The sequence below is a fragment of the Robbsia betulipollinis genome (genome assembly GCF_026624755.1).
GTDB lineage: Bacteria > Pseudomonadota > Gammaproteobacteria > Burkholderiales > Burkholderiaceae > Robbsia > Robbsia betulipollinis.
Window position 1 is genome coordinate 828,454 of sequence record NZ_JAPMXC010000001.1, and the last position, 22,976, is coordinate 851,429.

Annotated in this window: 17 protein-coding genes and 2 pseudogenes; 11 read left to right on the top strand and 8 right to left on the bottom strand. The window is 66.2% G+C overall.

Annotated elements, in window-relative coordinates; genetic code table 11:
- Positions 1-24 precede the first annotated feature (24 nt).
- The 3 genes from thrC to OVY01_RS03620 form a co-directional block, all read right to left on the bottom strand.
- Positions 25-1,536 carry a threonine synthase gene (thrC, locus tag OVY01_RS03610; protein WP_267845709.1) on the bottom strand — a complete coding sequence of 504 codons (1,512 nt, stop codon included), beginning with the start codon at positions 1,534-1,536 and terminating at the stop codon, positions 25-27.
- 8 nt (positions 1,537-1,544) lie between these two features.
- Positions 1,545-2,921: a homoserine dehydrogenase gene (locus OVY01_RS03615; RefSeq protein WP_267845710.1), complete on the bottom strand. Its 1,377-nt coding sequence runs from the start codon at positions 2,919-2,921 to the stop codon at positions 1,545-1,547.
- Between the two features lie 75 nt (positions 2,922-2,996).
- Complete coding sequence (locus tag OVY01_RS03620; RefSeq protein ID WP_267845713.1) at positions 2,997-4,223, bottom strand: pyridoxal phosphate-dependent aminotransferase; 1,227 nt, start codon at positions 4,221-4,223, stop codon at positions 2,997-2,999.
- Positions 4,224-4,659: 436 nt separating this feature from the next.
- Between OVY01_RS03620 and OVY01_RS03625 the strand changes: the two genes are divergently transcribed.
- The 10 genes and pseudogenes from OVY01_RS03625 to OVY01_RS03670 all read left to right on the top strand — a co-directional run bounded on the left by OVY01_RS03625 (position 4,660) and on the right by OVY01_RS03670 (position 15,801).
- Complete coding sequence (locus tag OVY01_RS03625) at positions 4,660-5,037, top strand: Mth938-like domain-containing protein (RefSeq protein ID WP_267845714.1); 378 nt, start codon at positions 4,660-4,662, stop codon at positions 5,035-5,037.
- Between the two features lie 92 nt (positions 5,038-5,129).
- Positions 5,130-6,845, top strand: coding sequence for a glycosyltransferase family 39 protein (locus OVY01_RS03630; protein ID WP_267845715.1), 1,716 nt, complete (start codon positions 5,130-5,132; stop codon positions 6,843-6,845).
- Positions 6,845-7,216, top strand: a complete 372-nt coding sequence (locus OVY01_RS03635; RefSeq protein WP_267845717.1) for an SMR family transporter — start codon at positions 6,845-6,847, stop codon at positions 7,214-7,216. Before OVY01_RS03630 ends, OVY01_RS03635 begins: the two co-directional genes overlap by 1 nt.
- 130 nt (positions 7,217-7,346) lie before the next feature.
- Positions 7,347-8,519 (top strand): DegT/DnrJ/EryC1/StrS family aminotransferase, encoded by a 1,173-nt coding sequence (locus OVY01_RS03640; RefSeq protein WP_267845718.1) that lies wholly within the window; start codon positions 7,347-7,349, stop codon positions 8,517-8,519.
- A gap of 2 nt (positions 8,520-8,521) precedes the next feature.
- Positions 8,522-9,493 (top strand): annotated as a pseudogene (locus OVY01_RS03645) (glycosyltransferase); the annotation flags it as partial.
- 236 nt (positions 9,494-9,729) lie between these two features.
- Positions 9,730-10,734, top strand: a complete 1,005-nt coding sequence (locus tag OVY01_RS03650; protein ID WP_267845719.1) for a formyltransferase — start codon at positions 9,730-9,732, stop codon at positions 10,732-10,734.
- Entirely contained in the window at positions 10,731-11,777 is a 1,047-nt protein-coding gene (locus OVY01_RS03655) for a bifunctional UDP-4-keto-pentose/UDP-xylose synthase (protein WP_267845720.1), read from the top strand. The genes OVY01_RS03650 and OVY01_RS03655 overlap by 4 nt, the downstream gene beginning before the upstream one ends.
- 4 nt (positions 11,778-11,781) lie before the next feature.
- Positions 11,782-12,675 (top strand): polysaccharide deacetylase family protein, encoded by an 894-nt coding sequence (locus tag OVY01_RS03660; RefSeq protein ID WP_267845721.1) that lies wholly within the window; start codon positions 11,782-11,784, stop codon positions 12,673-12,675.
- An 18-nt stretch (positions 12,676-12,693) separates the two neighbouring features.
- Positions 12,694-13,158 (top strand): peroxiredoxin, encoded by a 465-nt coding sequence (locus OVY01_RS03665; protein ID WP_267845723.1) that lies wholly within the window; start codon positions 12,694-12,696, stop codon positions 13,156-13,158.
- Positions 13,159-13,644: 486 nt separating this feature from the next.
- Complete coding sequence (locus tag OVY01_RS03670; protein ID WP_267845725.1) at positions 13,645-15,801, top strand: PhoH family protein; 2,157 nt, start codon at positions 13,645-13,647, stop codon at positions 15,799-15,801.
- A gap of 162 nt (positions 15,802-15,963) precedes the next feature.
- On the opposite strand, the gene OVY01_RS03675 is transcribed toward OVY01_RS03670, so the two are convergent.
- A complete protein-coding gene (locus OVY01_RS03675) occupies positions 15,964-18,015 on the bottom strand; it encodes a hybrid sensor histidine kinase/response regulator (RefSeq protein ID WP_267845728.1) in 2,052 nt (683 codons plus the stop codon).
- Between the two features lie 272 nt (positions 18,016-18,287).
- Between OVY01_RS03675 and OVY01_RS03680 the strand changes: the two are divergent.
- Positions 18,288-19,064 (top strand): annotated as a pseudogene (locus OVY01_RS03680) (C40 family peptidase); the annotation flags it as partial.
- Between the two features lie 109 nt (positions 19,065-19,173).
- On the opposite strand, the gene OVY01_RS03685 reads toward OVY01_RS03680, so the two are convergent.
- From OVY01_RS03685 to rplI, 4 genes are all read right to left on the bottom strand, one after another.
- A complete protein-coding gene (locus OVY01_RS03685; RefSeq protein WP_267845730.1) occupies positions 19,174-20,184 on the bottom strand; it encodes an inorganic phosphate transporter in 1,011 nt (336 codons plus the stop codon).
- Positions 20,185-20,197: 13 nt separating this feature from the next.
- Positions 20,198-20,824, bottom strand: coding sequence for a DUF47 domain-containing protein (locus tag OVY01_RS03690; RefSeq protein WP_267845732.1), 627 nt, complete (start codon positions 20,822-20,824; stop codon positions 20,198-20,200).
- A 169-nt stretch (positions 20,825-20,993) separates the two neighbouring features.
- Positions 20,994-22,379 (bottom strand): replicative DNA helicase, encoded by a 1,386-nt coding sequence (locus OVY01_RS03695; protein ID WP_267845734.1) that lies wholly within the window; start codon positions 22,377-22,379, stop codon positions 20,994-20,996.
- A gap of 134 nt (positions 22,380-22,513) precedes the next feature.
- Positions 22,514-22,966 carry a 50S ribosomal protein L9 gene (gene rplI / locus OVY01_RS03700; RefSeq protein WP_267845735.1) on the bottom strand — a complete coding sequence of 151 codons (453 nt, stop codon included), beginning with the start codon at positions 22,964-22,966 and terminating at the stop codon, positions 22,514-22,516.
- Positions 22,967-22,976: the final 10 nt, after the last annotated feature.

The following is a 22,976-nucleotide window of genomic DNA, read 5'->3' on the forward strand; positions in this document are numbered from 1 at the left end:
TCCCGAAAATAACCGGCCTGGCCTTCAGCAGCCGGTGCGTGCCGCGATGAAGTCCTTGACCTGCGCGACATCGGCGGCAAGCACCGTCGCGTGCTGCGGCAATGCCTCGATGCCGACGAAGGCCTGCGGCCGCTCCGGCTCCTGCTGCAAGGCCTCGCGGATCGTCTCGCCGAACTTGACCGGCTGCGCGGTCTCCAGCACGATCATCGGAATGCCCGCTTCGAGATGCGCGCGCGCGACATGCACGCCGTCGGCGGTGTGCGTGTCGATCATCGTGCTGTAGCGCGCGAAGACGTCGCGAATCGTCGCCAGACGGTCCTGGTGCACGCTGCGCCCGGACGCGAAGCCGAAGTCCGCGATCCGGCCGAATTCTGCGCCCTCGGCCAGGCTGAAACCGCCCTGCGACTCGACGTCCTGGAACAGCGCGCGCAACCGCTCGCCGTCGCGCCCGAGCAGATCGAACACGAAACGCTCGAAATTCGACGCCTTGGAGATGTCCATGCTCGGGCTGCTGGTCTGGCGCGTCTCGGCGGCGGTGCGCACCCGATAGTGACCGGTGCGGAAGAACTCGTCGAGCACGTCGTTCTCGTTGGTGGCCACCACCAGACGGCGGATCGGCAGACCCATCATGCGGGCGATGTGGCCGGCGCAGACATTGCCGAAATTGCCCGAGGGCACCGTGAACGACACTTCCGGCAGCACGCCGTCCTCCGGATAGGCCTGCCCCTCGGTCGCGGCGAAGTAGCCCTTGAAGTAATAGACCACCTGCGCGACGACGCGCGCCCAGTTGATCGAGTTGACCGTGCCGATCCGGTGGCGCGCCTTGAACGCATGGTCGTTCGAGACGGCCTTCACGATGTCCTGGCAATCGTCGAACACACCCTCGAGCGCCAGATTGAAGATACCGGGGTCGTTCAGGCTGAACATCTGCGCGCGCTGGAACGGGCTCATCTTGTTGTGCGGCGACAGCATGAACACGCGCACGCCCTGCTTGCCGCGCATCGCGTACTCGGCGGCGCTGCCGGTGTCGCCGGAGGTCGCGCCGAGGATGTTCAGCGACGCGCCCTGCTTCGCCAGCACGTGCTCGAACAGGTTGCCGAGCAGCTGCATCGCCATGTCCTTGAACGCCAGTGTCGGACCATTGGACAGTTCGAGCAGCGACAGCGACGTGGTGCCGCCACCCGGCGCAGCTTCCTCGCCGAGCATGCGCAGCGGCGTGATGTCCGCCGCGCGCTGGCCGTCGCGCAGATTGCAGTACACCTCGGGGGTATAGGTGCGTCGCGTCAGCGCATGCAGGTCCGCGGCGGGAATGTCGTCGCAGAAACGCGACAGGATCTCGAAGGCGAGGTCCGCATACGGCAGCGCACGCCACCGCGTCAGATCCTTGACGCTGACGCTCGGGTATTCCTCCGGCATGTACAGGCCGCCGTCCGGCGCCAGCCCGGCGAGCAGGATGTCCGAGAAGGCGACGTGTCCGGCGGGGCTGTCGCGCCCGGCGCGGTCCGTGCGGGTGCTGCGGGTCGAAACATAATGCATGACGGTTCCTACAGGTTTTCGGTGCGCAGCAAGGTGACCGGCGAGACGACCGTCTCCAGGGTCTCGATCTGCGCGATCGCGCGCCGCAGATTGCCTTCCAGCGTGATGTGGGTGAGTACCACCAGATCGGTCTCGCCCTCGCCCTCGCGCGACTCCTTCTGCAGCAGCGCGTCGACGGAGATGCCGAGGTCGGCCAGCGTCGTCGCGATCGAGGCGAGCACGCCGGTCACGTCGGCGACGCGCAGGCGCAGGTAGTAGGCGCTCTTGATCGCGTCGATCGGCAGGATGGGCGTATCGGACAACTGGTCAGGCTGGAACGCCAGGTGCGGCGTGCGGTGCTCGGGGTCCGCGGTATGCAGCCGCGTGACATCGACCAGATCGGCGACCATCGCCGAGGCGGTCGGCTCGGCACCCGCGCCCTTGCCGTAATACAGGGTCGTGCCGACGGCGTCGCCCTGCACCGCGACCGCATTCATCGCGCCTTCGACATTGGCGATCAGGCGCTTGGAGGGAATCAGCGTGGGGTGCACGCGCAGCTCGATGCCGTCGGCGCTGCGCCGCGTGATGCCCAGCAGCTTGATCCGGTAGCCCAGTTCCTCGGCATAGCGGAGGTCGATCGCGTCGAGCCGGCTGATGCCCTCGACGTACGCGCGGTCGAACTGGATCGGCACGCCGAACGCGATCGCGCTCATCAGCGTGAGCTTGTGCGCGGCGTCCACCCCCTCGATGTCGAAGGTCGGGTCGGCCTCGGCGTAGCCGAGCTTTTGCGCGTCGGCGAGTGCCGTGGCGAAATCGACGCCGCGATCGCGCATCTCCGACAGGATGAAGTTGGTCGTGCCGTTGATGATGCCGGCGATCCATTCGATCCGGTTGCCGGACAAGCCTTCGCGCAGCGCCTTGATGATCGGGATACCACCCGCCACCGCCGCCTCGAACGCGACCATCACGCCACGCGCGTGCGCGGCCTGGAAGATTTCCGTGCCGTGGATCGCGAGCAGTGCCTTGTTCGCGGTCACGACGTGCTTGCCATGCGCAATGGCGGCGAGCACCAGTTCGCGCGCGCGCTCGGTGCCACCGATCGTCTCGACGACGATATCGATCGACGGGTCCGCGACCAGCCCCTCGAAATCGGTGTCGATCGTGGGCGTACCGGCGGCGGGCATACCGGCAGCGGGCGTACCGGCAGCGGGCGTACCGGCGGCGCCGGTGCGCGGGAGCGCGTCGAGCGCCGCGCGGGCACGCTCGACGCTGCGCACGGCGATGCGCGTGATCTCGATGCCGCGGCCGGCGCGGCGCCTGATTTCTTCCTGATTCCGGCGCAGCACCGCATAGGTGCCGCAGCCCACCGTGCCGAAGCCCAGTATTCCCGCTTTGATCGATTCCATTCGGCAGTTCTTTGATAAGGATGAAAAAATGCGCGCCTGCCTTGCCCGCGCCGGTGCTTGGCGCGGTGCCGGCGCTCAGGCCGTATGGCGTTTGCGATAGCCGTCAAGGAAACGGGCGATGCGCTCCATCGCCAGCGCCAGGTCATCGACATTCGGCAGGAAAACCACGCGGAAGTGGTCGGTCCGCGGCCAGTTGAAGCCGGTGCCCTGCACCACCAGCACCTTCTCCTCGCGCAACATGTCGAAAATGAACTGCTGATCGTCGGCGATCGGATAGACCGCCGGGTCGAGCCGCGGGAACAGATACAGCGCCGCCTTCGGCTTCACGCAGCTCACGCCCGGGATCGCGGTGAGCATGGCATGCGCCATGTCGCGCTGCTTGTACAGCCGCCCGCCGGGCGCGATCAGGTCGTCGATGCTCTGATAGCCGCCCAGCGCGGTCTGGATCGCGTACTGGCCGGGCACGTTCGCGCACAGCCGCATCGTCGCCAGGATGTTCAGCCCCTCGATGTAGTCGCGCGCGTGACGCTTGTCGCCGGAAACCACCATCCAGCCCGCGCGAAAGCCGCACGAACGATAGCTTTTCGACAAGCCGTTGAAGGTGATGGTCAGCACGTCGTCGGAGAGCGCCGCCATCGCGGTATGCGTCGCGCCGTCGTACAGGATCTTGTCGTAGATCTCGTCCGCGTACAGGATCAGGTCGTGCTGGCGCGCCAGCTCGATGATCTCCAGCAGCAGCGCGTCCGGATAAAGCGCGCCGGTGGGGTTGTTCGGGTTGATGACGACGATGGCCCGCGTGTTCGGCGTGATGCGCGCGCGCATGTCGTCGATGTCCGGCAGCCAGCCGCTGCCCTCGTCGCACAGGTAATGTACCGGCGTGCCGCCCGAGAGGCTGATCGCGGCGGTCCACAACGGGTAGTCCGGCGCCGGCACCAGCACCTCGTCGCCTTCGTTGAGCAGCCCCTGCATCGCCATCACGATCAGCTCGGACGCGCCGTTGCCGATATAGATGTCGTCGAGTCCGACGTTCGCCACGCGCTGTTTCTGCGTGTAGTGCATCACGGCCTTGCGCGCGGCGAACACGCCCTTCGAATCCGAATAGCCGGATGACGCCGGCAGGTTGCGGATCATGTCCTGGACGATTTCGTCGGGCGCCTCGAAGCCGAACGGCGCGAGGTTGCCGATGTTCAGCTTGATGATGCGCTGTCCCTCCTCTTCGAGACGGCGCGCCTCGTCGAGGACCGGCCCACGGATGTCATAGCAGACGTTCGACAGCTTGTGCGATTTGAGAATGGATTTCACGGCGTCAACACGGTATGGAATACGTTGTTTTACTCTGGAAGGCGGACCGGGGCGACGCGGCGCCCGTGTATCCGGCGCATCGCCCGGCGGCGCCGCGATGCGCCGCCGGACACCGGTGCGGCGGGCCGGCAAGGCGACACGCCACGCACGCGGGAACGCCCTTCGCGCGGGTCGCCGCGGCCGCTCCCCCGGCGCCGCCTCGCGCCGAATCCGGCAGGTTCCGCTGCCGCGAACGCCCGAAACCCGCGCCGGCGGCGCCGTTCGGACCAGGCCACCAAAAGTGCGCAGCCCGCTTCCTCGAAAAGTTATAATTCGAGCGATTATGACAGAATTCCCGCGCCGGACGGCCTCCAGACGGGAGACCCGGGCGGATCGGCTCGAAGGCCGGGCCTGCGCCGAACATCGCCATGCCGCGGACCGCAACAGGAAGATCGCTTTGAAACTACAGCAGGAATCGAATGCGGAACTGAACAACGTCACGGCATACGGACGGGACTACGTCGAGGTCAACAAGGAGCGCTTCACGCACAGCCTGCTGCTGTTCCCGCAGGGGCCGGTCCTGCCCTGGCCGGTCGGCGGGTTCGAGACCCTGCGTCCGGCCGATTTCGACCTGCTCGCGCAAGCGTCGCCGGAACTGGTACTGTTCGGCACCGGCGAGCGTCTGCGTTTCGGTCATCCGCGTCTGTTCGCGGCGCTGTCGGCGCAACGCATCGGCGTCGAGACGATGGACCTGAGCGCCGCGTGCCGGACCTTCAACATTCTGGTTTCCGAGGGCCGGCGGGCGGCCGCCGCGTTGCTGATCGCGCCGGTCTGACCGCGTGCGGCGTCGGCAGGCCATTGCCCGCTCCGCCGCTCCACCCCGGCTGCTGCGGGACCCTTACTGTCGCATCGTCGCTTTCTGCCCACATGGATCATCAAAATTCCTGGTCGCCGCTGTCCCGGGGCGTGTTCTTCCTGCTGATCGCGGCGTTCACCGTTCTCTGGTTCGGTCAGCTCGACATCCGCCACCTGATTCCCAGCGACGAGGGCCGCTATGCCGAGATGGCACGGGAAATGTTCGTCGACCGCGACTGGGTGACGCTGCGCTACAACGGCTACAAGTATTTCGAGAAACCGCCGCTGCAAACCTGGATGACCGCGCTCGCCTATGCCGGTTTCGGCATCGGCGACTGGCAGGCGCGGCTGTGGACGGCGTTGAGCGGCTATGGCGCGGTGCTGGTGGTGGGCTACACGGGCGCGCGGGTGTTCAATCCCGCCGCGGGTTTCTTCGCCGCGGTCGCGCTGGCCGCCAGCCCCTACTGGAACCTGATGGGTCATTTCAACGCGCTCGACATGGGTTTGTCGTTGATGATGACGCTGACGCTGTGCAGCCTCCTGCTCGCCCAGCGCCCGGGCCTGTCGACCGGCGCGACGCGCGGCTGGATGTGGCTGTGCTGGGCGTCGATGGCGCTCGCCGTGCTGAGCAAGGGCCTGATCGGCATCGTCCTGCCCGGCGCGGTGCTGGTCCTGTACTCGGCATTCGCGCGCGACGGCGCCGTCTGGCGGCGCCTCTATCTGTTCAGCGGCCTGCTGATCTTCCTGGCGATCACCGCGCCGTGGTTCATCCTGGTGCAGTCGCGCAATCCGGAATTCTTCGATTTCTTCTTCATCAACGAACACTTTCGACGCTTCCTGCTGCCCGATCACCACCGCGCCGGCGTGCCCTATTATTTCGTGCCGGTGCTGCTCGTCGGTTTTCTGCCCTGGCTCTCGGTCTTCGGTCAGAGCGTGTGGCAGGCCCTGCGCCTGCCGCGGCAGCCGAATAATTTCTCGCCGGTCATCATGATCTGCGTCTGGGCGGTCTTCATCTTCCTCTTTTTCAGCCTGTCGAAATCGAAGCTGGTGTCGTACACGCTGCCGGTGGCGCCGGCGCTGGCGCTGCTGATCGGCCGCTACCTGCCGACGCTGAGCCGCGCGCACTGGCAACGCCATCTCGCCGGCTACGCGGTCTTTCTGATCGCGGCGGCGATCGGCGTGGTCTATCTGTCGAATTTCGGCGACGCACGTACCCCGAACGCACTCTACCGCCACTTCCAGACCTGGCTCTGGATCGCGCTGGCCGTGGCGCTGGCGGGCGTCGCGCTGGCGGCATGGTGCAACCGTTCGTCCTTGCCGGCGGCACCCGCAAAAGCCACGGTCGTGTTCGCCGCCGCCTGGTTCCTGCTTGCCGGCATCGGCGGCAACGCGCACGAGATCTTCGGCCGCGCCAGCTCGGGCGTGCTGCTGGCCCCCGCGGTCAAGGCCGCGATCGCCCGCCTGCCGGCGAACACGCCGTTCTATTCGATCGATCTGCTCGATCACACCTTGCCGTTCTACGTCGGCCATACGATGATCATGGTCCAGCGGGAGGATGAACTCTCGTTCGGTATCGGCGTCGAACCGCAGAAGTGGGTGCCGACCATCGACGCCTGGCAGACGCTCTGGCGCCGCAGCGGCACCGGCCTCGCCGTGATGGCGCCGTCGCGCTACCGGGAACTGGCCGCCGCAGGTCTGCCGATGACGGTGATCGCGCGCGACGAACGCCGCGTGGTCGTGTCCCGTTCGCCCGATGCGGCCCCCGCCATCGCTTCGGAAAACCATTGATGACCCCGATCGCTTTTACCCTGATCGTCACGGGCGTGCTGCTCAACGCCTGCGCGCAGTTGCTGCTGAAGGCCGGCACCAACGCCGTCGGCCATTTCGAATTTTCCCGCGCCAACCTGTTGCCGATCGCGCTGCGCCTGGGCACGCAATGGCCGATCGTCGGCGGTCTCGCCTGCTATGTCGTCAGCGTCGTGGTCTGGATCATGGCGCTGTCGCGCGTCGACGTCTCGCTCGCCTACCCGATGCTGTCGCTCGGCTATGTGGTCAACGCCATCGCCGCGTACTATCTGTTCGGCGAGGCGTTGACGATGCAGCGCCTGCTCGGCATCGGCATCGTCCTGGTCGGCGTCTACGTGCTGGCCCGCACCTGATGCACGCCCGCATCCTCTCCGGGCGCGACCGCCGGCCCCGCCCCACCGGCGCGGGTCGCGCGCGCGCCCTGCCGTTTTGGCCGAACCGCCATTCCCGGCATCGGCCGTCCCCTCCGTGAGCCCACCCATCATGAGCCAGACACCGGAATTCCTTCCCTTCACGCGCCCGGAAATCGACGAAGCCACCATCGCCGGCGTCGTCGACGTGCTGCGCTCCGGCTGGATCACCACCGGCCCGCAGAACCAGCAATTCGAGGCGGCGCTGTCGGCGCGCTTCGGCGGCCGGCCGGTGCGCACCTTCAACAGCGGCACCGCGACGCTGGAAATCGGCCTGCGCATCGCCGGCGTGGGTCCCGGCGACGAAGTCATCACGACGTCGTTGTCGTGGGCGGCGACCAGCAATGTCGTGCTTCAGGTGGGCGCCACGCCCGTGTTCGTCGATATCGACCCGGTCACCCGCAACATCGATCTCGATCTGCTGGAAGCGGCGATCACGCCGCGCACGCGGGCCTTGATCCCGGTCTACCTGGCCGGCCTGCCGGTCGACATGGACCGCCTCTACGCGATCGCCCGGCAGCACGGCCTGCGCGTCATCGAAGACGCGGCGCAGGCGTTCGGCGCTTCGTGGCAGGGCCGCGAGATCGGCAGCTTCGGCGACCTGGTGTCATTCAGCTTTCACGCGAACAAGAACCTGACGTCGATCGAGGGCGGCGCACTGGTGCTCAACGACGCCGCCGAGGCACGGCTCGCCGAGAAATACCGGCTACACGGCGTCACGCGCAACGGCATCGACGGCATGGACGTCGACGTGCTGGGCGGCAAGTTCAATTTGAGCGATGTCGCCGCCCGCGTCGGACTGGGCCAGTTGCCGCATCTGGAGCGTTTCACGCGCGTGCGCCGCGAGTTGGCCCGCCGTTACTTCGCGGGGCTGGAAAACGGCGCGGCCTGCGCGGCCGGCATGGGCCTGCCGCCCGCCGATTTCGACAACAGCAACTGGCACATGTTCCAGGTCGTGCTGCCGGCCCCCGTCGCCGGCGACCCGTCGCGTCCGGACCGCGCCGCCTTCATGACCGAACTCAAGGCGCGGCAGATCGGCAGCGGCGCCCACTATCCGCCGATCCACCTGTTCAAGCTGTATCACGACCTGGGCTTCCGGCCCGGCACGCTGGAACACACGGAGAGCGTGGGCGCGCGCATCGTCACGCTGCCGCTGTTCACCACGATGCAGATGGCCGATGTCGACCGGGTCGCCGCCGCCGTCAACGCGATCTATTCCTCCCCCGCCTCCACCGACAAGCGCTAGCCATGACGCCTCCCGAGCTTTCCGTCATCATTCCGGTCTACAACGAAGAGGCCGGCCTGCGCGCCCTGTTCGAGCGCCTGTACCCGGCGCTCGATGCGCTGGACGCGCGTTACGAGGTCATCTTCATCAACGACGGCAGCCGCGACCGCTCCGCGGCGATGCTCGCCGACCAGTTCGCGCTGCGCGAGGACGTCAGCCGCGTGATCCTGCTCAACGGCAACTACGGCCAGCACATGGCGATCCTCGCCGGTTTCGAGCATGCGCGCGGCGACATCATCGTCACCCTCGACGCCGACCTGCAGAATCCGCCGGAAGAAATCGCCAAGCTGGTCGCGAAGATGCGCGAGGGCTACGACTACGTCGGCACGGTGCGCGCGCAACGTCAGGACTCGGTCTTCCGGCGCAAGGCGTCGGCGGCGATGAACCGGCTGCGCGAGCGCATCACCCGCATCAGGATGACCGACCAGGGCTGCATGCTGCGCGCCTACAGCCGCCGCATCGTCGCGACCATCAACCGTTGCGGCGAGATCAACACCTTCATCCCGGCACTGGCCTACACCTTCGCGCAGAATCCGACCGAAATCGATGTCGCCCACGAGGAACGTTTCGCCGGTGAATCGAAATACTCGCTGTATTCGCTGATCCGGCTCAACTTCGATCTGGTCACCGGTTTCAGCGTGGTGCCGTTGCAGATGCTGTCGATCGTCGGCTTCATCCTGTCGGCCGGTTCGGCGGCGCTGTTCCTGCTGCTGCTGATCCGGCGCTTCCTCCTCGGCTCGGAAGTCGAGGGGGTGTTCACGCTGTTCGCGATCAACTTCTTCCTGCTCGGCGTCGTGCTGTTCGCGCTGGGCCTGCTGGGCGAGTACATCGGCCGCATCTACCAGCAGGTGCGGGCCCGTCCCCGTTATCTGGTGCAGACCCTGCTCGAAGCGGGCGGCGAGCGCGCGACCACCGCGCCGGCCGCGAACGGCAGGTCCGTCACCACGCTGCCGCTGAACGTCGAGCGGCCATTGCCGCGCGCCACGCCGGTCGCGCCGGTCGCGCCGGTTGCGCCGGTTGCGCCGGTTGCGCCGGTTGCGCCGGTCACGCCGGGTTCGTCCGCTGCGCCCGCGACATCCGCCACGCCCGAGGCACCGGCCGCGTCGGCTCCCGCGACGCCGCCGGCCGCCTCCGGGTCGCGCGACGACGCCGCGCTTCGGGACATCCGGGAATGAGCGCCGCCCCGACACCCGCCGCCGGACGACGCGCCGTCGTCTTCGCCTATCACAACGTCGGCGCGCGGTGCCTGCGCGTGTTGCTCGCGCGCGGCATCGATGTGGCGCTGCTCGTCACGCACGAGGACAACCCCGCCGAGAACATCTGGTTCGAGAGCGTGGCCACGGTCGCGGCCGAGCATGGCATCCCGACGATTCGCCCGGGCGCCGGCGACGACGCGCTGCTGCTCGACGCGGTACGCGCCGCGGCGCCCGATTTCCTCTTTTCGTTTTATTACCGCAACATGCTGCCGCCGGCGGTGCTCGCCCTCGCCCCGCGCGGCGCGTTCAACCTGCACGGCTCGCTGCTGCCGCGCTACCGCGGCCGGGTGCCGGTCAACTGGGCGATCATCCACGGCGAGACCGAAACCGGCGCGACGCTCCACGAGATGACGGTGAAACCCGACGCCGGCGCCATCATCGGCCAGAGCATGGTGCCGATCCTCCCCGACGACACCGCGCACCAGGTTTTCGAGAAAGTCACGGTCGCCGCCGAGCAGACGCTCTGGCGGGCGCTGCCCGCGCTGATCGCCGGCACCGCCGCGCGGTTGCCGAACGATCTCGCGCAAGGGTCCTACTTCGGCGGGCGCAAGCCCGAGGACGGCCGCATCGACTGGTCGCGTCCCGCGCAGGACGTCTACAACCTGATCCGCGCCGTCGCGCCGCCGTACCCGGGCGCTTTCTTCGACTTCCCCGAGCGCACCGCCGCGCCGGACGGCCCCGGCGCCCCCGGCACGGGCACCGGGGCCGCTACCCGCCGCTTCGTCGTGGCGGATGCGCGACTCGCCCGGGACCGTCCCGATCTCGCCGATTTGCCGCCCGGCTTGCACCTGGTGGATAATGCGTTTTTCGGAGTGTGCGGTGACGCACACACCATCGCGATCCGCGATCTGCGGCTGAACGGCGAGCCCGTCCGGGCGGACGATTGGTCACGACTCACCTCTCCTATTCGCGACTCATGAAGAAAAAGGTTCTGATTTTCGGTGTCAACGGCTTCATCGGCCACCACCTGTCGAAGCGCATCCTCGAGACGACCGACTGGGACGTGTACGGGATGGACATGCAGAGCGACCGCCTGGGCGACCTGGCGGCGCATGAGCGCATGCACTTCTTCGAAGGCGACATCACCATCAACAAGGAGTGGGTCGAGTACCACGTGCGCAAGTGCGACGTGATCCTCCCGCTGGTCGCCATCGCGACGCCCGCCACCTATGTGCAGCAGCCGCTGCGCGTCTTCGAACTGGACTTCGAGGCGAACCTGCCGATCATCCGTTCCGCGGTCAAGTACGGCAAGCACCTGGTGTTTCCGTCGACCTCGGAAGTCTACGGCATGAGCCCGGATGCCGAATTCGACCCCGAGAGCTCGCCGCTGGTCTATGGTCCGATCAACAAGCCGCGCTGGATCTACGCGTGCTCGAAGCAGCTGCTCGACCGGGTGATCTGGGGCTACGGCATGCAGGAAGGCCTGAACTTCACGCTGTTCCGCCCGTTCAACTGGATGGGGCCGGGTCTGGACTCGATCCACACCGCGAAGGAAGGCAGTTCGCGCGTGGTCACGCAGTTCCTCGGCCACATCGTGCGTGGCGAAAACATCAACCTCGTCGACGGCGGCGCGCAGAAGCGCGCGTTCACCTGGATCGGCGACGGCATCTCGGCGCTGATGCGCATCATCGAGAATCCGAACGGCATCGCCAGCGGCAAGATCTACAATATCGGCAATCCGGCCAACAACATCTCGGTACGCGAACTCGCCGAGAAAATGCTGACCCTCGCGGCGGAATTTCCCGAATACCGCGCGGGTGGCAAGGCCGTGAAAGTGGTCGAGACGTCGTCGGGCGAGTATTACGGCACGGGCTACCAGGACGTGCAGCACCGCGTGCCGAAGATCGACAACACGATGAGCGAACTGGGCTGGCAGCCGACGATGAACATGGACGACTCGCTGCGCGCGGTGTTCGAAGCATACCGGTCGGCGTTCGGCGAAGCGCGGGCCCTGGTCGAATAAGCCCGTGGCGCGAATCGCTCTCAAGATCGACGTCGACACGCTGCGCGGTACCCGGGAAGGGGTGGCGGCGCTGGTGAGCATGCTGCGGCAGATGCAGGCACACGCCACCTTTCTGTTCAGCCTCGGGCCCGACCACACCGGCTGGGCGATGCGTCGGGTTTTTCGTCCCGGGTTCCTGAAAAAGGTGTCGCGCACGTCGGTGGTCGAGCATTACGGCATCAAGACGCTGCTCTACGGCACCCTGCTGCCCGGCCCGGACATCGGCCGGCGCGCCGCCGATGAAATGCGCGCGGTGCAGGCGGCGGGTTTCGAGGTCGGCATCCATTGCTGGGACCACGTCTACTGGCAGGACAATGTGCGCGGGCGCGATCGCGCCTGGACCGACGCGCAGATGCAGAAGGCCTTCGACCGCTTCGTCGAGATCTTCGGCGCGGCCCCGGCCACGCACGGTGCGGCCGGCTGGCAGATGAACGGCCATGGGCTCGAGACGATCGAGCGCTGGGGCATGCGTTATGCCTCCGACGGTCGGGGCGACACGCCCTATCATCCGATCGTCGCGGGCCGCACGCTGAACCACGTGCAGATGCCCACCACGCTGCCGACGCTCGACGAGCTGATCGGCATCGATGGCGTGGACGCGGGCAATGTCGACGCCGCGCTGCTCGCGCGCACCGACGGCTGTGCGACGGACCAGATTTTCACGCTCCACGCCGAACTCGAAGGCCAGAAACTCGCCCCGGTGTTTCGCCGCCTTCTGGAAGGCTGGCAGCGCCAGGGGCATCAACTGGTCTCGATGGCGGAATATTACGCGGCGCTCGATCTGCGCGCCTTGCCCGCCCGCCCCTTCGCCTGGGGTGAGATCCCCGGCCGTTCGGGCGAGTTGATGGTGCAGCCATAAAAACAGGAAAACCCGCTTATGCCGATTGCCCTTGACACCCTGGCGCCCGATTTCACCGCGCCGGCGACGAGCGATGCCACGTTTGTCCTGTCCGCGTTGCGCGGCAGGAAGGTCGTGTTGTTTTTCTACCCCAAGGACAGTACCCCCGGCTGCACCACCGAAAGCCTCCAGTTTCGGGACAACGAACCCGCCTTCGCGGCGGCCAATGCGGTGATCGTCGGCATTTCGCGCGACAGCATCCGTTCGCATGAGAATTTCAAGGCAAAACTGGATCTGCCGTTCGCCCTCGTATCCGACGGCGACGAGGCGATCTGCAATCTGTACGGCGTCATCAAGCAAAAGAAGATGTACGGGCGCGACGTTCGCGGCATCGAGCGCTCCACCTTCGTCGTCGACGCCGACGGCGTACTGCGCATCGAGTGGCGCGGCGTCAAGGTCCCCGACCACGTGGACGAGGTCCTCGCGGCTGTACAAGCGCTTTGAGCCGGGATATAGTTGGATCAACCGGCGCGATCCGCCCGGAAGAAGACGGGCGCCGCCCCCTTTGTCCGATAGCGCCTCGCTTCATCCAGCTACCCACCAGAATTTGTTCCAGGCCATCGCTCCAGCACTGCGCTCCAGCCATTGCAATCCGACCCCGTTCTGTCGTTGCTCGGGAAAAAGCCGCCGCCGCTTCGAGGCATGGCGGCTTTTTGCTTTCACAGGACGCCGTTCGCGGCCGCGTGCACTGCCGCATCCGCGGCGGGAAGCACGCGCGGCCGCGCCGGCGCGCATTTCCGCCGGGCGCCCTGGCGCCCGGTCCCGCGTGAGTCTTCACTTCATCCCATGAAGGAGCCCTTGACCGGCAAACAGGCAATTTCCACGAAACTCCGTGCCCGGCGCCATGCGCCCCGTATCGTCGTCTGGCCCTGGCATGTGTCAGCGGCCACGCGACGCGCACTGTCGATTCGACTCCTCTAGGAGACCCACATGCCTTTGCCTACCCTGCCGTCGAAACTCGGCGATCTCCTGCCCGCGGACCAGTACAAGGCCCGCGCGCGCCCCACCAAGACGGCGAAGAAAACCGCCGCCGAAACACTGGTCGACACGCCTGCCGCAAGCGACGCGAGCATCGAATACCTGCCGAGCGCCAGCGCCGAGCTGGCCGGCATCGCCGCGCCGGCTTCGATGCCGCCCGCGCTCCAGGATCTCGTTGCGCCGGCGACGCAGGCGAGCGACGCGACCGCGGTCGCGCAGCCCGACCGCGGCGCCCGGCCACCCGCGCGCAAACAGCGTACCGCCGCGCTGTTGCAGCAGCAAACCCCGGCGCCCACGGCACCGGCGGCCGGTGCCGCGGCGGCCGATGCCGCGGCGGCCGATGCCGCGGCGGCGGCTGCCGTCCCCGTGCCGGCCGTCGCGGCCACGCCCACGGCGGCCGCGCCCACCGACGCACGACAGCAACGTCGTCAGCCGGATGCGCGACCCGCCGCTCCCCGTCCGGCGCAGGTGGCCACGCCCGGTGGGGCCGCGAACAGCGCCGCCCAGCCGGCACCATCGGTCGTGCCCGACACGCCGGTGCGCACCGCGCTGGACGACAAGCTCGCGCAGCGCCTGCCGCAGCACGGGCGCGATGCGCCGCGCGGCGATGCACGCGAAACCCGTGAAGCACGCGATGCGCAGCGTCCCGCGCAACGCCATGGCCAGCAGCCGGGCGGCCGCGCAGGCGCCGCGCCACGCACCGCACCGCCGCCGGTGCGTGCCAAGCTGTTCGTGCTCGACACGAACGTCCTGCTGCACGATCCGAGCTGCCTGTTCCGCTTCGAAGAGCACGACATCTATCTGCCGATGATGACGCTCGAGGAACTGGACAACAACAAGAAGGGCATGTCGGAAGTCGCGCGCAATGCCCGTCAGGTCAGCCGTCTGCTCGACGGGCTGGTGGCCGGCGGCGCCGATATCCAGGCCGGCCTGCAACTCTCGCGCCTCGGCAACCGCGAAGCCGGCGGGCGTCTGTTCTTCCAGACCACGCTGCAACGCATCGATCCGGTGGAAGGGCTGCCCGCCGGCAAGGCCGACAACCAGATCCTCGGCGTGGTGCGCGCCCTCACGCGCGAGCGACCCGACCGCGAGGTCGTGCTGGTGTCGAAAGACATCAATATGCGCATCAAGGCGCATGCGTTGCAACTGCCTGCCGAGGACTACTTCAACGACCAGGTGCTGGAAGACAAGGACCTGCTGTACACCGGCGTGCTGGCGTTGCAGGCGGACTTCTGGATGCGCCATGCGAAAGGCATGGAGAGCTGGCAGGACGTGCGCACCGGCACGACGTATTACCGGGTGACCGGACCGTCGGTCGCCTCGATGCTGGTCAACCAGTTCGTCTACCTGGAGACCAGCAACGGCGAACCGGCGTTCCACGCGATCGTACGCGAGGTCAACGGCCGCACCGCCCTGTTGCAGACGTTACGCGACTATAGCCACAACAAGAACAACGTCTGGGGCGTGACCGCGCGCAACCGCGAGCAGAATTTCGCGCTGAACCTGCTGATGAACCCGGAAGTCGATTTCGTCAGCCTGCTCGGCCAGGCCGGTACCGGCAAGACGCTGCTCGCGCTGGCCGCGGGCCTCGCGCAGGTGCTCGACGACAAGCGTTACAACGAGATCATCGTCACCCGCGCGACGGTGCCGGTCGGCGAGGACATCGGTTTCCTGCCCGGTACCGAGGAAGAGAAGATGCAGCCGTGGATGGGCGCGTTCGACGACAACCTCGAAGTGCTGCAAAAGAGCGACGACTCGGCCGGCGAATGGGGCCGCGCCGCCACCCAGGATCTGGTGCGTTCGCGTCTGAAGGTGAAAAGCATGAACTTCATGCGCGGCCGGACCTTCGTCGACAAGTACGTGATCATCGACGAGGCGCAGAACCTGACGCCCAAGCAGATGAAGACGCTGGTCACGCGTGCGGGCCCTGGCACGAAGCTGGTCTGCCTGGGCAATATCGCGCAGATCGACACGCCTTATCTGACCGAAGGCAGTTCCGGCATCACGTATGTGGTCGACCGCTTCAAGGGTTGGCCGCACGGTGGTCACATCACGCTGGCGCGCGGCGAACGCTCGCGTCTGGCGGACTACGCGTCGGAGATTCTCTAACCCACCGGGCGCCGGGCGGTTCGTCCGGCGCCAGGACGATGCATCCGAACGATGCATCCGAACGCCATACCCAAGCCCGTTCCGGCACCCTGCCGGAGCGGGCTTTTTCTTTGCCGGCGCGTTTGAAGCTCGCGTTTGGGACCGGCGCCTGAAATCCGCTCGCTAATCCTGCATCGACAGCATCGTTTGCACGCGTTCCGCCAGGGCCTGTACCTGAAACGGCTTCGTGATGACCGCCATGCCGTGCTTCAGATGTCCCTCGCCAAGCGCGGCGTTCTCGGCATACCCGGTAATGAACAGCACCTTCAGCCCGGGCCGCGCGATCCGCGCCGCATCCGCCATCTGCCTGCCATTCATCCCGCCAGGCAGGCCGACATCGCTTACCAGGAGATCGATGTGCGCATCGGATTGCAGGATACGCAGGCCCGTCAGGCTATCGGCCGCCTCGATGACGCCATAGCCCAGCTCCTCCAGCACCTCCACCAGCAGCGCGCGCACGGTCGGCTCGTCGTCGACCACGACGATCGTTTCTTTTTTCCCGGACCGGATCAGCGCACCGGGGCCGCGCGGCTCCGTACCGCACGCTTGATCGCCCTGATACCGCGGCAGATAGACGCACACGGTGCTGCCCTTTCCCAGTTCCGAATGAATATGGACCTGACCACCGGACTGCTTGGCGAAACCGTAAATCATCGACAACCCCAGCCCGGTTCCTTCGCCGATGGGCTTGGTCGTGAAGAAAGGGTCGAATGCTTTCGAGATGACGTCGGCGGACATGCCGGTGCCATTGTCCGACACGCGTAAAGAGAGATAAGGTCCTTCGGCGAGGCCATGGGCGAACGCCGCCTGTCGATCCAGCCATTCGTTCGCGGTAGCGATCGTGATACGGCCGCCATCCGGCAATGCGTCGCGCGCGTTGATGCACAGATTGAGCAGCGAATTTTCCAGCTGCGAGGGGTCGACCCGCACACGCCACAAGTCGTCGGCTTCGCGTACCACGACATCGATCGCGGGGCCCACGGTGCCGCGAATCAATTCCGTCATGTCCGCGACGAGCCGGTTGACGTCGACCGGCTTGGGATCGAGCGTCTGCTGCCGCGAAAATGCCAGCAGGCGGTGCGTCAGCGAAGCGGCGCGTTTGGCGGCGCCCTGTGCCGCGGCGACATAGCGTCCCACTTCGCCGTGCCGGCCCTGATCGAGCCGGACCTGCAGCAACTCCAGACTGCCGCTGATGCCGGCGAGCAGATTATTGAAATCGTGCGCCAGCCCTCCGGTCAATTGCCCGACCGCCTCCATTTTCTGCGCCTGGCGCAACGCGTTCTCCGCCGATTGCAGGGCCTCCTCCCGTTCCCGCTGCGCGGTGAAATCCCGGCCGACCGCGTAGATGCTGCCGTCGTCGGGGCGGGTGGACCATGAAATCCACCGGTAGGTCCCATCCTTGTGACGGTAGCGATTGTCGAAGCGGGTATGCGAGCCGCCCCGTGCAAGGGTGCGCGCGCCGCTGCGCGTGCGTTCCATGTCGTCGGGATGCACGAGCGTGAATATCTCGGTACCGACCAGCTCGCTCTCCTCCCACCCCAGGACTTCTTTCCAGGCCGGATTCGACGCCGCCACCACGCCATCGAACCCGCAGCGCAGCATGATGTCGGACGAGAGTTCCCAGAGGCGGTTGCGATCGCGCGTACGCTCCTCCACGCGCGCTTCCAGCGTCTCATTGAGACGGCGCAATGCCTGCTCGCCCCGCACTTGCTCGGTGATTTCGACGCCCTGATTGAGCAGTCCGACGATGTGGCCGCCTTCGCCGCGAATGGGTGCCGCGCTGAAATTCCAGGTGGTTTTTTCAGCCTGCCCGCGCCGGATCATCGGAATTTCCACGTTGTTCTGTGAGAAGCCCTCGCCCGTCGCCATCGCGCGATAGAACGGCGCGCTGACCTGGTCCCACGCGCTGCCCCATACCTCGTCGACCGGCATGCCCAGTGCCCGTGGATGCCGGTCCGCCATCGAGGGAATATACGCATCGTTGTACAGCATGCGCAGTTCCGGGCCCCACAGGATGGTTCCCAGCATGGGGGAATTCAGGCAGGCCGAAACCGCCGAGCACAGCGACTGCGGCCAGGTTTCGGGCGCGCCGAAGGATGTGCGTGCCCAATCGTGGGCGCGCATGCGCTCACCCATTTCGCCGCCGCCAAGGAGAAAAGAAAAAGGTTCATTCATAAAATATCCAGCGTAAGGCGCCAGCCCTCCGTGCTTGGCGGAAAAAGATCCGCCGGCCTCGCCTTGGCACCATCGACAGCATGCGATTATGCCATCGTCGATTCCGAAACGGCCTTGCGTGCCGCACCGCGCGCGTCGCGGCGCGGCACGCCATGCGTTGTTTCTTCAGGGTGCCGCGCACGATCGCTTGCGGCCCTTTCACCCCAAAGCTAAGATAAGTGCGCCGCCCGCCGCAGGACCGGTCGAATGGCACCTCTTCACAGCGATAGCGCATGCCCTGTTCCTCGAAGCTTCCGTTCCACGCGCGATGCCACCTCCTCGTCACCCTGGGCGTGGTGGTCCTGTCGGCATGTTCGAGCGTGCCGCGGGAAGACCGGACCCCGGTGGCGGCGGGCGAGCGCAGCGGACATCTGAAGCTCGACGGCTGGGGCCCGCAATCGCCGCCCAGCGGCTTCCCGCGTTTCGTCGATCACAGCGTCGGCCAGGAGGAGATATCGATGCAGGCGATGGGCCTGGTCGGTGTGCCGTATCGATGGGGCGGCAATACGCCCGCCGCCGGATTCGACTGCAGCGGACTGGTGCGCTACGTCGTCGAGCGTGCCGCCAGCGTCGACCTGCCCCGCACGACCGCCGACATGAGTCGCGAAGGCGTGAGCATCGCGCCCGACGCGGTGGCGCCCGGCGACCTGATCTTTTTCAATACGACCGGCCGCGCACATTCGCACGTCGGTGTCTATGTGGGCGATTATCGTTTCGTCAATGCACCGTCGACCGGCGGCACGGTGCGAATCGACTACGTGACGAACCCGTACTGGGCGAAGCGCTTCGACGGCATCCGCCGCGTCGCGGGCCGCGGCGCGGCGCCGGTGATCGACTCGCCGCTCGCGCCGGCCGCCCCGCCGCCATCGATCATGCCGACGCGGGCGCTGGCCGCCGTACCCGATGCCAGCCTGCACGCGGCGCCCGCCGGAGCGGATCCGATCGCCATGGCGATCGCCCATGCCGAGAATGCCAACCCGGACAATCGTGGCGGTGCACCCGATACGGCGCTGCGCAATACCGTCGAGGACGACCCGATCGCCCGTATCGTCAACCGCGGCTATTGAACGGACTCCGCCCCGCAGCGGCGGAGTCCGCACCACCGCGCCGCAAGCCGCCCTAGAACAGCCAGCGCCCGATCCACCACGCGATGGCAGCCAGTATCGCGGACGCGGGAATGGTGAGCACCCAGGCCCAGACGATCCGTCCGGCCACCCCCCAGCGCACCGCCGAGAGCTTGCGCGTCGCCCCCACGCCGACGATCGCGCCGGTGATGGTATGCGTGGTGGAAACCGGGATGCCCAGCCAGGAAGCGAGGAACAGCGTGATCGCCCCGCCGGCCTCGGCGCAGAAACCGCCGACCGGTTTGAGCTTGGTGATCTTCTGCCCCATCGTGCGCACGATGCGCCAGCCGCCGAACAGCGTGCCCAGGCCGATCGCGAAATAGCACCCCGCGATCACCCAGGCGGGCGGCGCGTCGGCCGTCGCCGAGACGTAACCGGTGGCGATCAGCAGCATCCAGATCACGCCGATCGTCTTTTGCGCATCGTTGCCGCCGTGCCCAAGGCTGTAGAGTCCCGCGGAGAACAGTTGCAGCCGGCGGAATTTCCGGTCGACGCGCGACGGCGGCGTGCGGAAGAACATCCACGACACCGCAAGCATGAAGCAGGAACCCAGAATGAAGCCCAGCAACGGCGAGATGAAGATGAAGGACACCGTCTTCAGCAACCCGTCGACGTTCAGCGAATGCGGTCCGGACTTCGCCAGCGCCGCGCCCACGAGACCGCCGATCAGCGCATGCGAGGAACTCGACGGAATGCCGAATACCCAGGTGATGATGTTCCAGCCGATCGCTCCCATCAACGCGCCGAAAATCACGTATTGATCGATGATCGCGGGATCGATCGTGCCGCGCCCGACGGTCGCCGCCACTTTCAGGTGAAACAGGAAATAGGCGATCACATTCGCCAGCGCGGCGAAGGCGACGGCCTGCTGGGGCTTCAGCACGCCTGTCGAGACCACCGTCGCGATCGAGTTCGCCGCGTCGTGGAAGCCGTTCAGGAAATCGAAGATCAATGCGACCGCGACCAGAATCACGACCGTCCATACCGCCAAATGTATCGATGCCATCAGCGCAGGTCCATTATGCGTTTTCTAGCACGATGCCTTCGATGATGTTCGCCACATCCTCGCACTTGTCGGTGACCTGCTCGAGCAATTCGTAGATCGCCTTGAGCTTGATCAGGGTCTTGACGTCGTCCTCCTCGCGGAAGAGCTTGGACATCGCCGCGCGCAGCACCCGGTCCGCGTCGGATTCGAGCCGGTCGATTTCTTCGCATACCTGCAGGATGGCCGCCGCGTCCTTCATGTCGGCGAGCCGCGCGACCACGTCCTGGACGCGCTCGCAGCACGACACGCAGATATGCGCGAGCTGGCTCGCCTCGGCGGTCAGGCTCTTCACGTCGTACAGCCAGACCGCGGTGGCGACATCCTCGATCAGGTCGATGATGTCGTCCATCGTCGTGATCAGCTTGTGGATCTCGTCGCGGTCGAGCGGCGTGATGAAAGTCTTGTGCAGCAGGTCGATCGTTTCGTGCGTCAGCTTGTCGGCACGCTTCTCATTGATCTGGACGTTCTGCTTGTGAATCTCCGCGCGCTCGATATTGTCGACCAGCGCCTCGAGTTCACGGGCGGCCTCCACCATGCATTTCGCGTGCGCGTTGAAGATCTCGAAAAACTTGCCTTCGGTAGGCATGAACCGACCAAACATAAGGACACCCCGCGGCGGACCCGCGTTCCGGGCCTACCTGTCACAAAAAAGTCGTATTGTAACCGCGGGTGCGCACGCGCGGGTCCCCGGCGTGCAGCAATCTTTTCAACGCGCTTTCGTCGCCTGACGATTCCAGATTGGTCTCATCGTCATGGCGCTTCCGACCTGCTCATTCGTTCTGGAAGAAGGCGTTGCCACCGGCAAAATTGTCGAATTTCGTGAATTGCCCGAGGAAGGTCAGCCGCACGGTGCCGATCGGACCGTTACGCTGCTTGCCGATGATGACCTCGGCGGTGCCCTTGTCCTGGCTATCCGGATTGTAGACTTCGTCGCGGTAGATGAAGAGGATGACGTCGGCATCCTGCTCGATCGCACCCGATTCGCGCAGATCGGACATCACCGGACGCTTGTTCGGGCGCTGCTCGAGACTGCGGTTGAGCTGCGACAACGCCACCACCGGCACGTTCAGTTCCTTCGCCAGGCTTTTCAGCGAGCGGGAAATCTCCGAAATCTCCGTGGCGCGGTTTTCGCCGCTGCTCGATCCGGACATCAACTGCAGGTAATCGATCACGATCAGGCCCAACTGCCCGCATTGCCGCGACAGACGGCGCGCACGCGCGCGCAGTTCCATCGGGTTCAGTCCGCCCTGTTCGTCGATGAAGATCTGCGCCTCGCCCATCTTCTGCACCGCATGCGTGAGCTTGGGCCAATCCTCGTCGGTCAGCTTGCCGGTGCGCAGCCGATGCGCGTCCAGACGTCCGGTCGAGCCCAGCATGCGCATCGCCAGCTGGCTGCCGGGCATTTCCATCGAGAACACGGCGATCGGCAAACCGTATTCGATCGCGACATATTCGCCGATATTCATCGCCAGCGAGGTCTTGCCCATCGACGGGCGGCCCGCGACGATGATCAGCTCCCCGCCATGCATCCCGGAGGTCATCCGGTCAAGATCGACGAAGCCCGTGGGCGTGCCGGTGACGTCGCTCGGATTGTCCTGGTGATACAGCGTATCGATACGCTCGACGACCTGCGAGAGCAGCGGCTTGATCTCGAGAAAACCCTGTTGGGAGCGCGCGCCTTCCTCCGCGATGGCGAAGATCTTCGATTCCGCTTCGTCGAGCAGCTGCCGCACTTCCCGGCCCTGAGGATTGAAGGCTCCGCCGGAAATGTCGTCGGCGATGGTGACCAGTTTGCGCAATACGCCCCGGTCCCGCACGATCTCCGCGTAGCGGCGGATATTCGCCGCGCTCGGCGTGTTCTGCGCCAGGGAATTCAGGTACGACAGCCCGCCCACGTCGTCGGCCTTGCCGGCCAGCGTCAGCGATTCGAAGACGGTGATCACGTCCGCGGGACGGGCGGTGGAGATCAGCTTGCCGATATGCTGAAAGATCATCCGGTGGTCGTACCGGTAGAAGTCCCCTTCCGAGACGAAATCGGCAATACGGTCCCAGGCGGCGTTGTCGAGCAACAGGCCGCCGAGCACCGACTGTTCGGCCTCGATCGAGTGGGGCGGAACCTTCAGGGATTCGAGCTGCGGGTCTTTGGGAGCGTTCATGGGGATCGATTATAGATCGGTCGGACGGCGGACAGCGGGGGCGACAGGCGCATCCGGACATGAAAAAAGGCAAAGGCCGGAGAACCGGCCTTTGCCTTGGCGTCGCGTCTCCTTCCCGGAGGAAGGAAATGTCCTTAGACGGTCTCGCCGATCACCGTGACGTTCACGTCGACGACGACGTCCGAATGCAGCAGAACCTGCACCGGATGCTCGCCCACCGTCTTCAGCGGGCCGTCCGGCAGACGAACCTGCTGTTTCTCGACGGCGATGCCCTGCTTGTTCAGCTGGGCGGCGATGTCCGCGTTCGTCACCGAACCGAACAGACGGCCGTCGACGCCGGCCTTCTGCGACAACTGGATCGTCAGGCTTGCCAGCTTTTCGCCAGCGGACTGCGCGGTCGCCAGCTTTTCAGCGGCAATCTTTTCCAGATCGGCGCGGCGCACTTCGAATTCCTTGATCGCCGCAGCGGTCGCACGACGTGCCACCTTGCGCGGCAGCAGGAAATTGCGTGCATAGCCATCCTTGACGCGGACGATGTCGCCCAGATTGCCAAGGTTCGCGGTCTTTTCCAGCAAAATGACTTCCATTTCTTCTTCT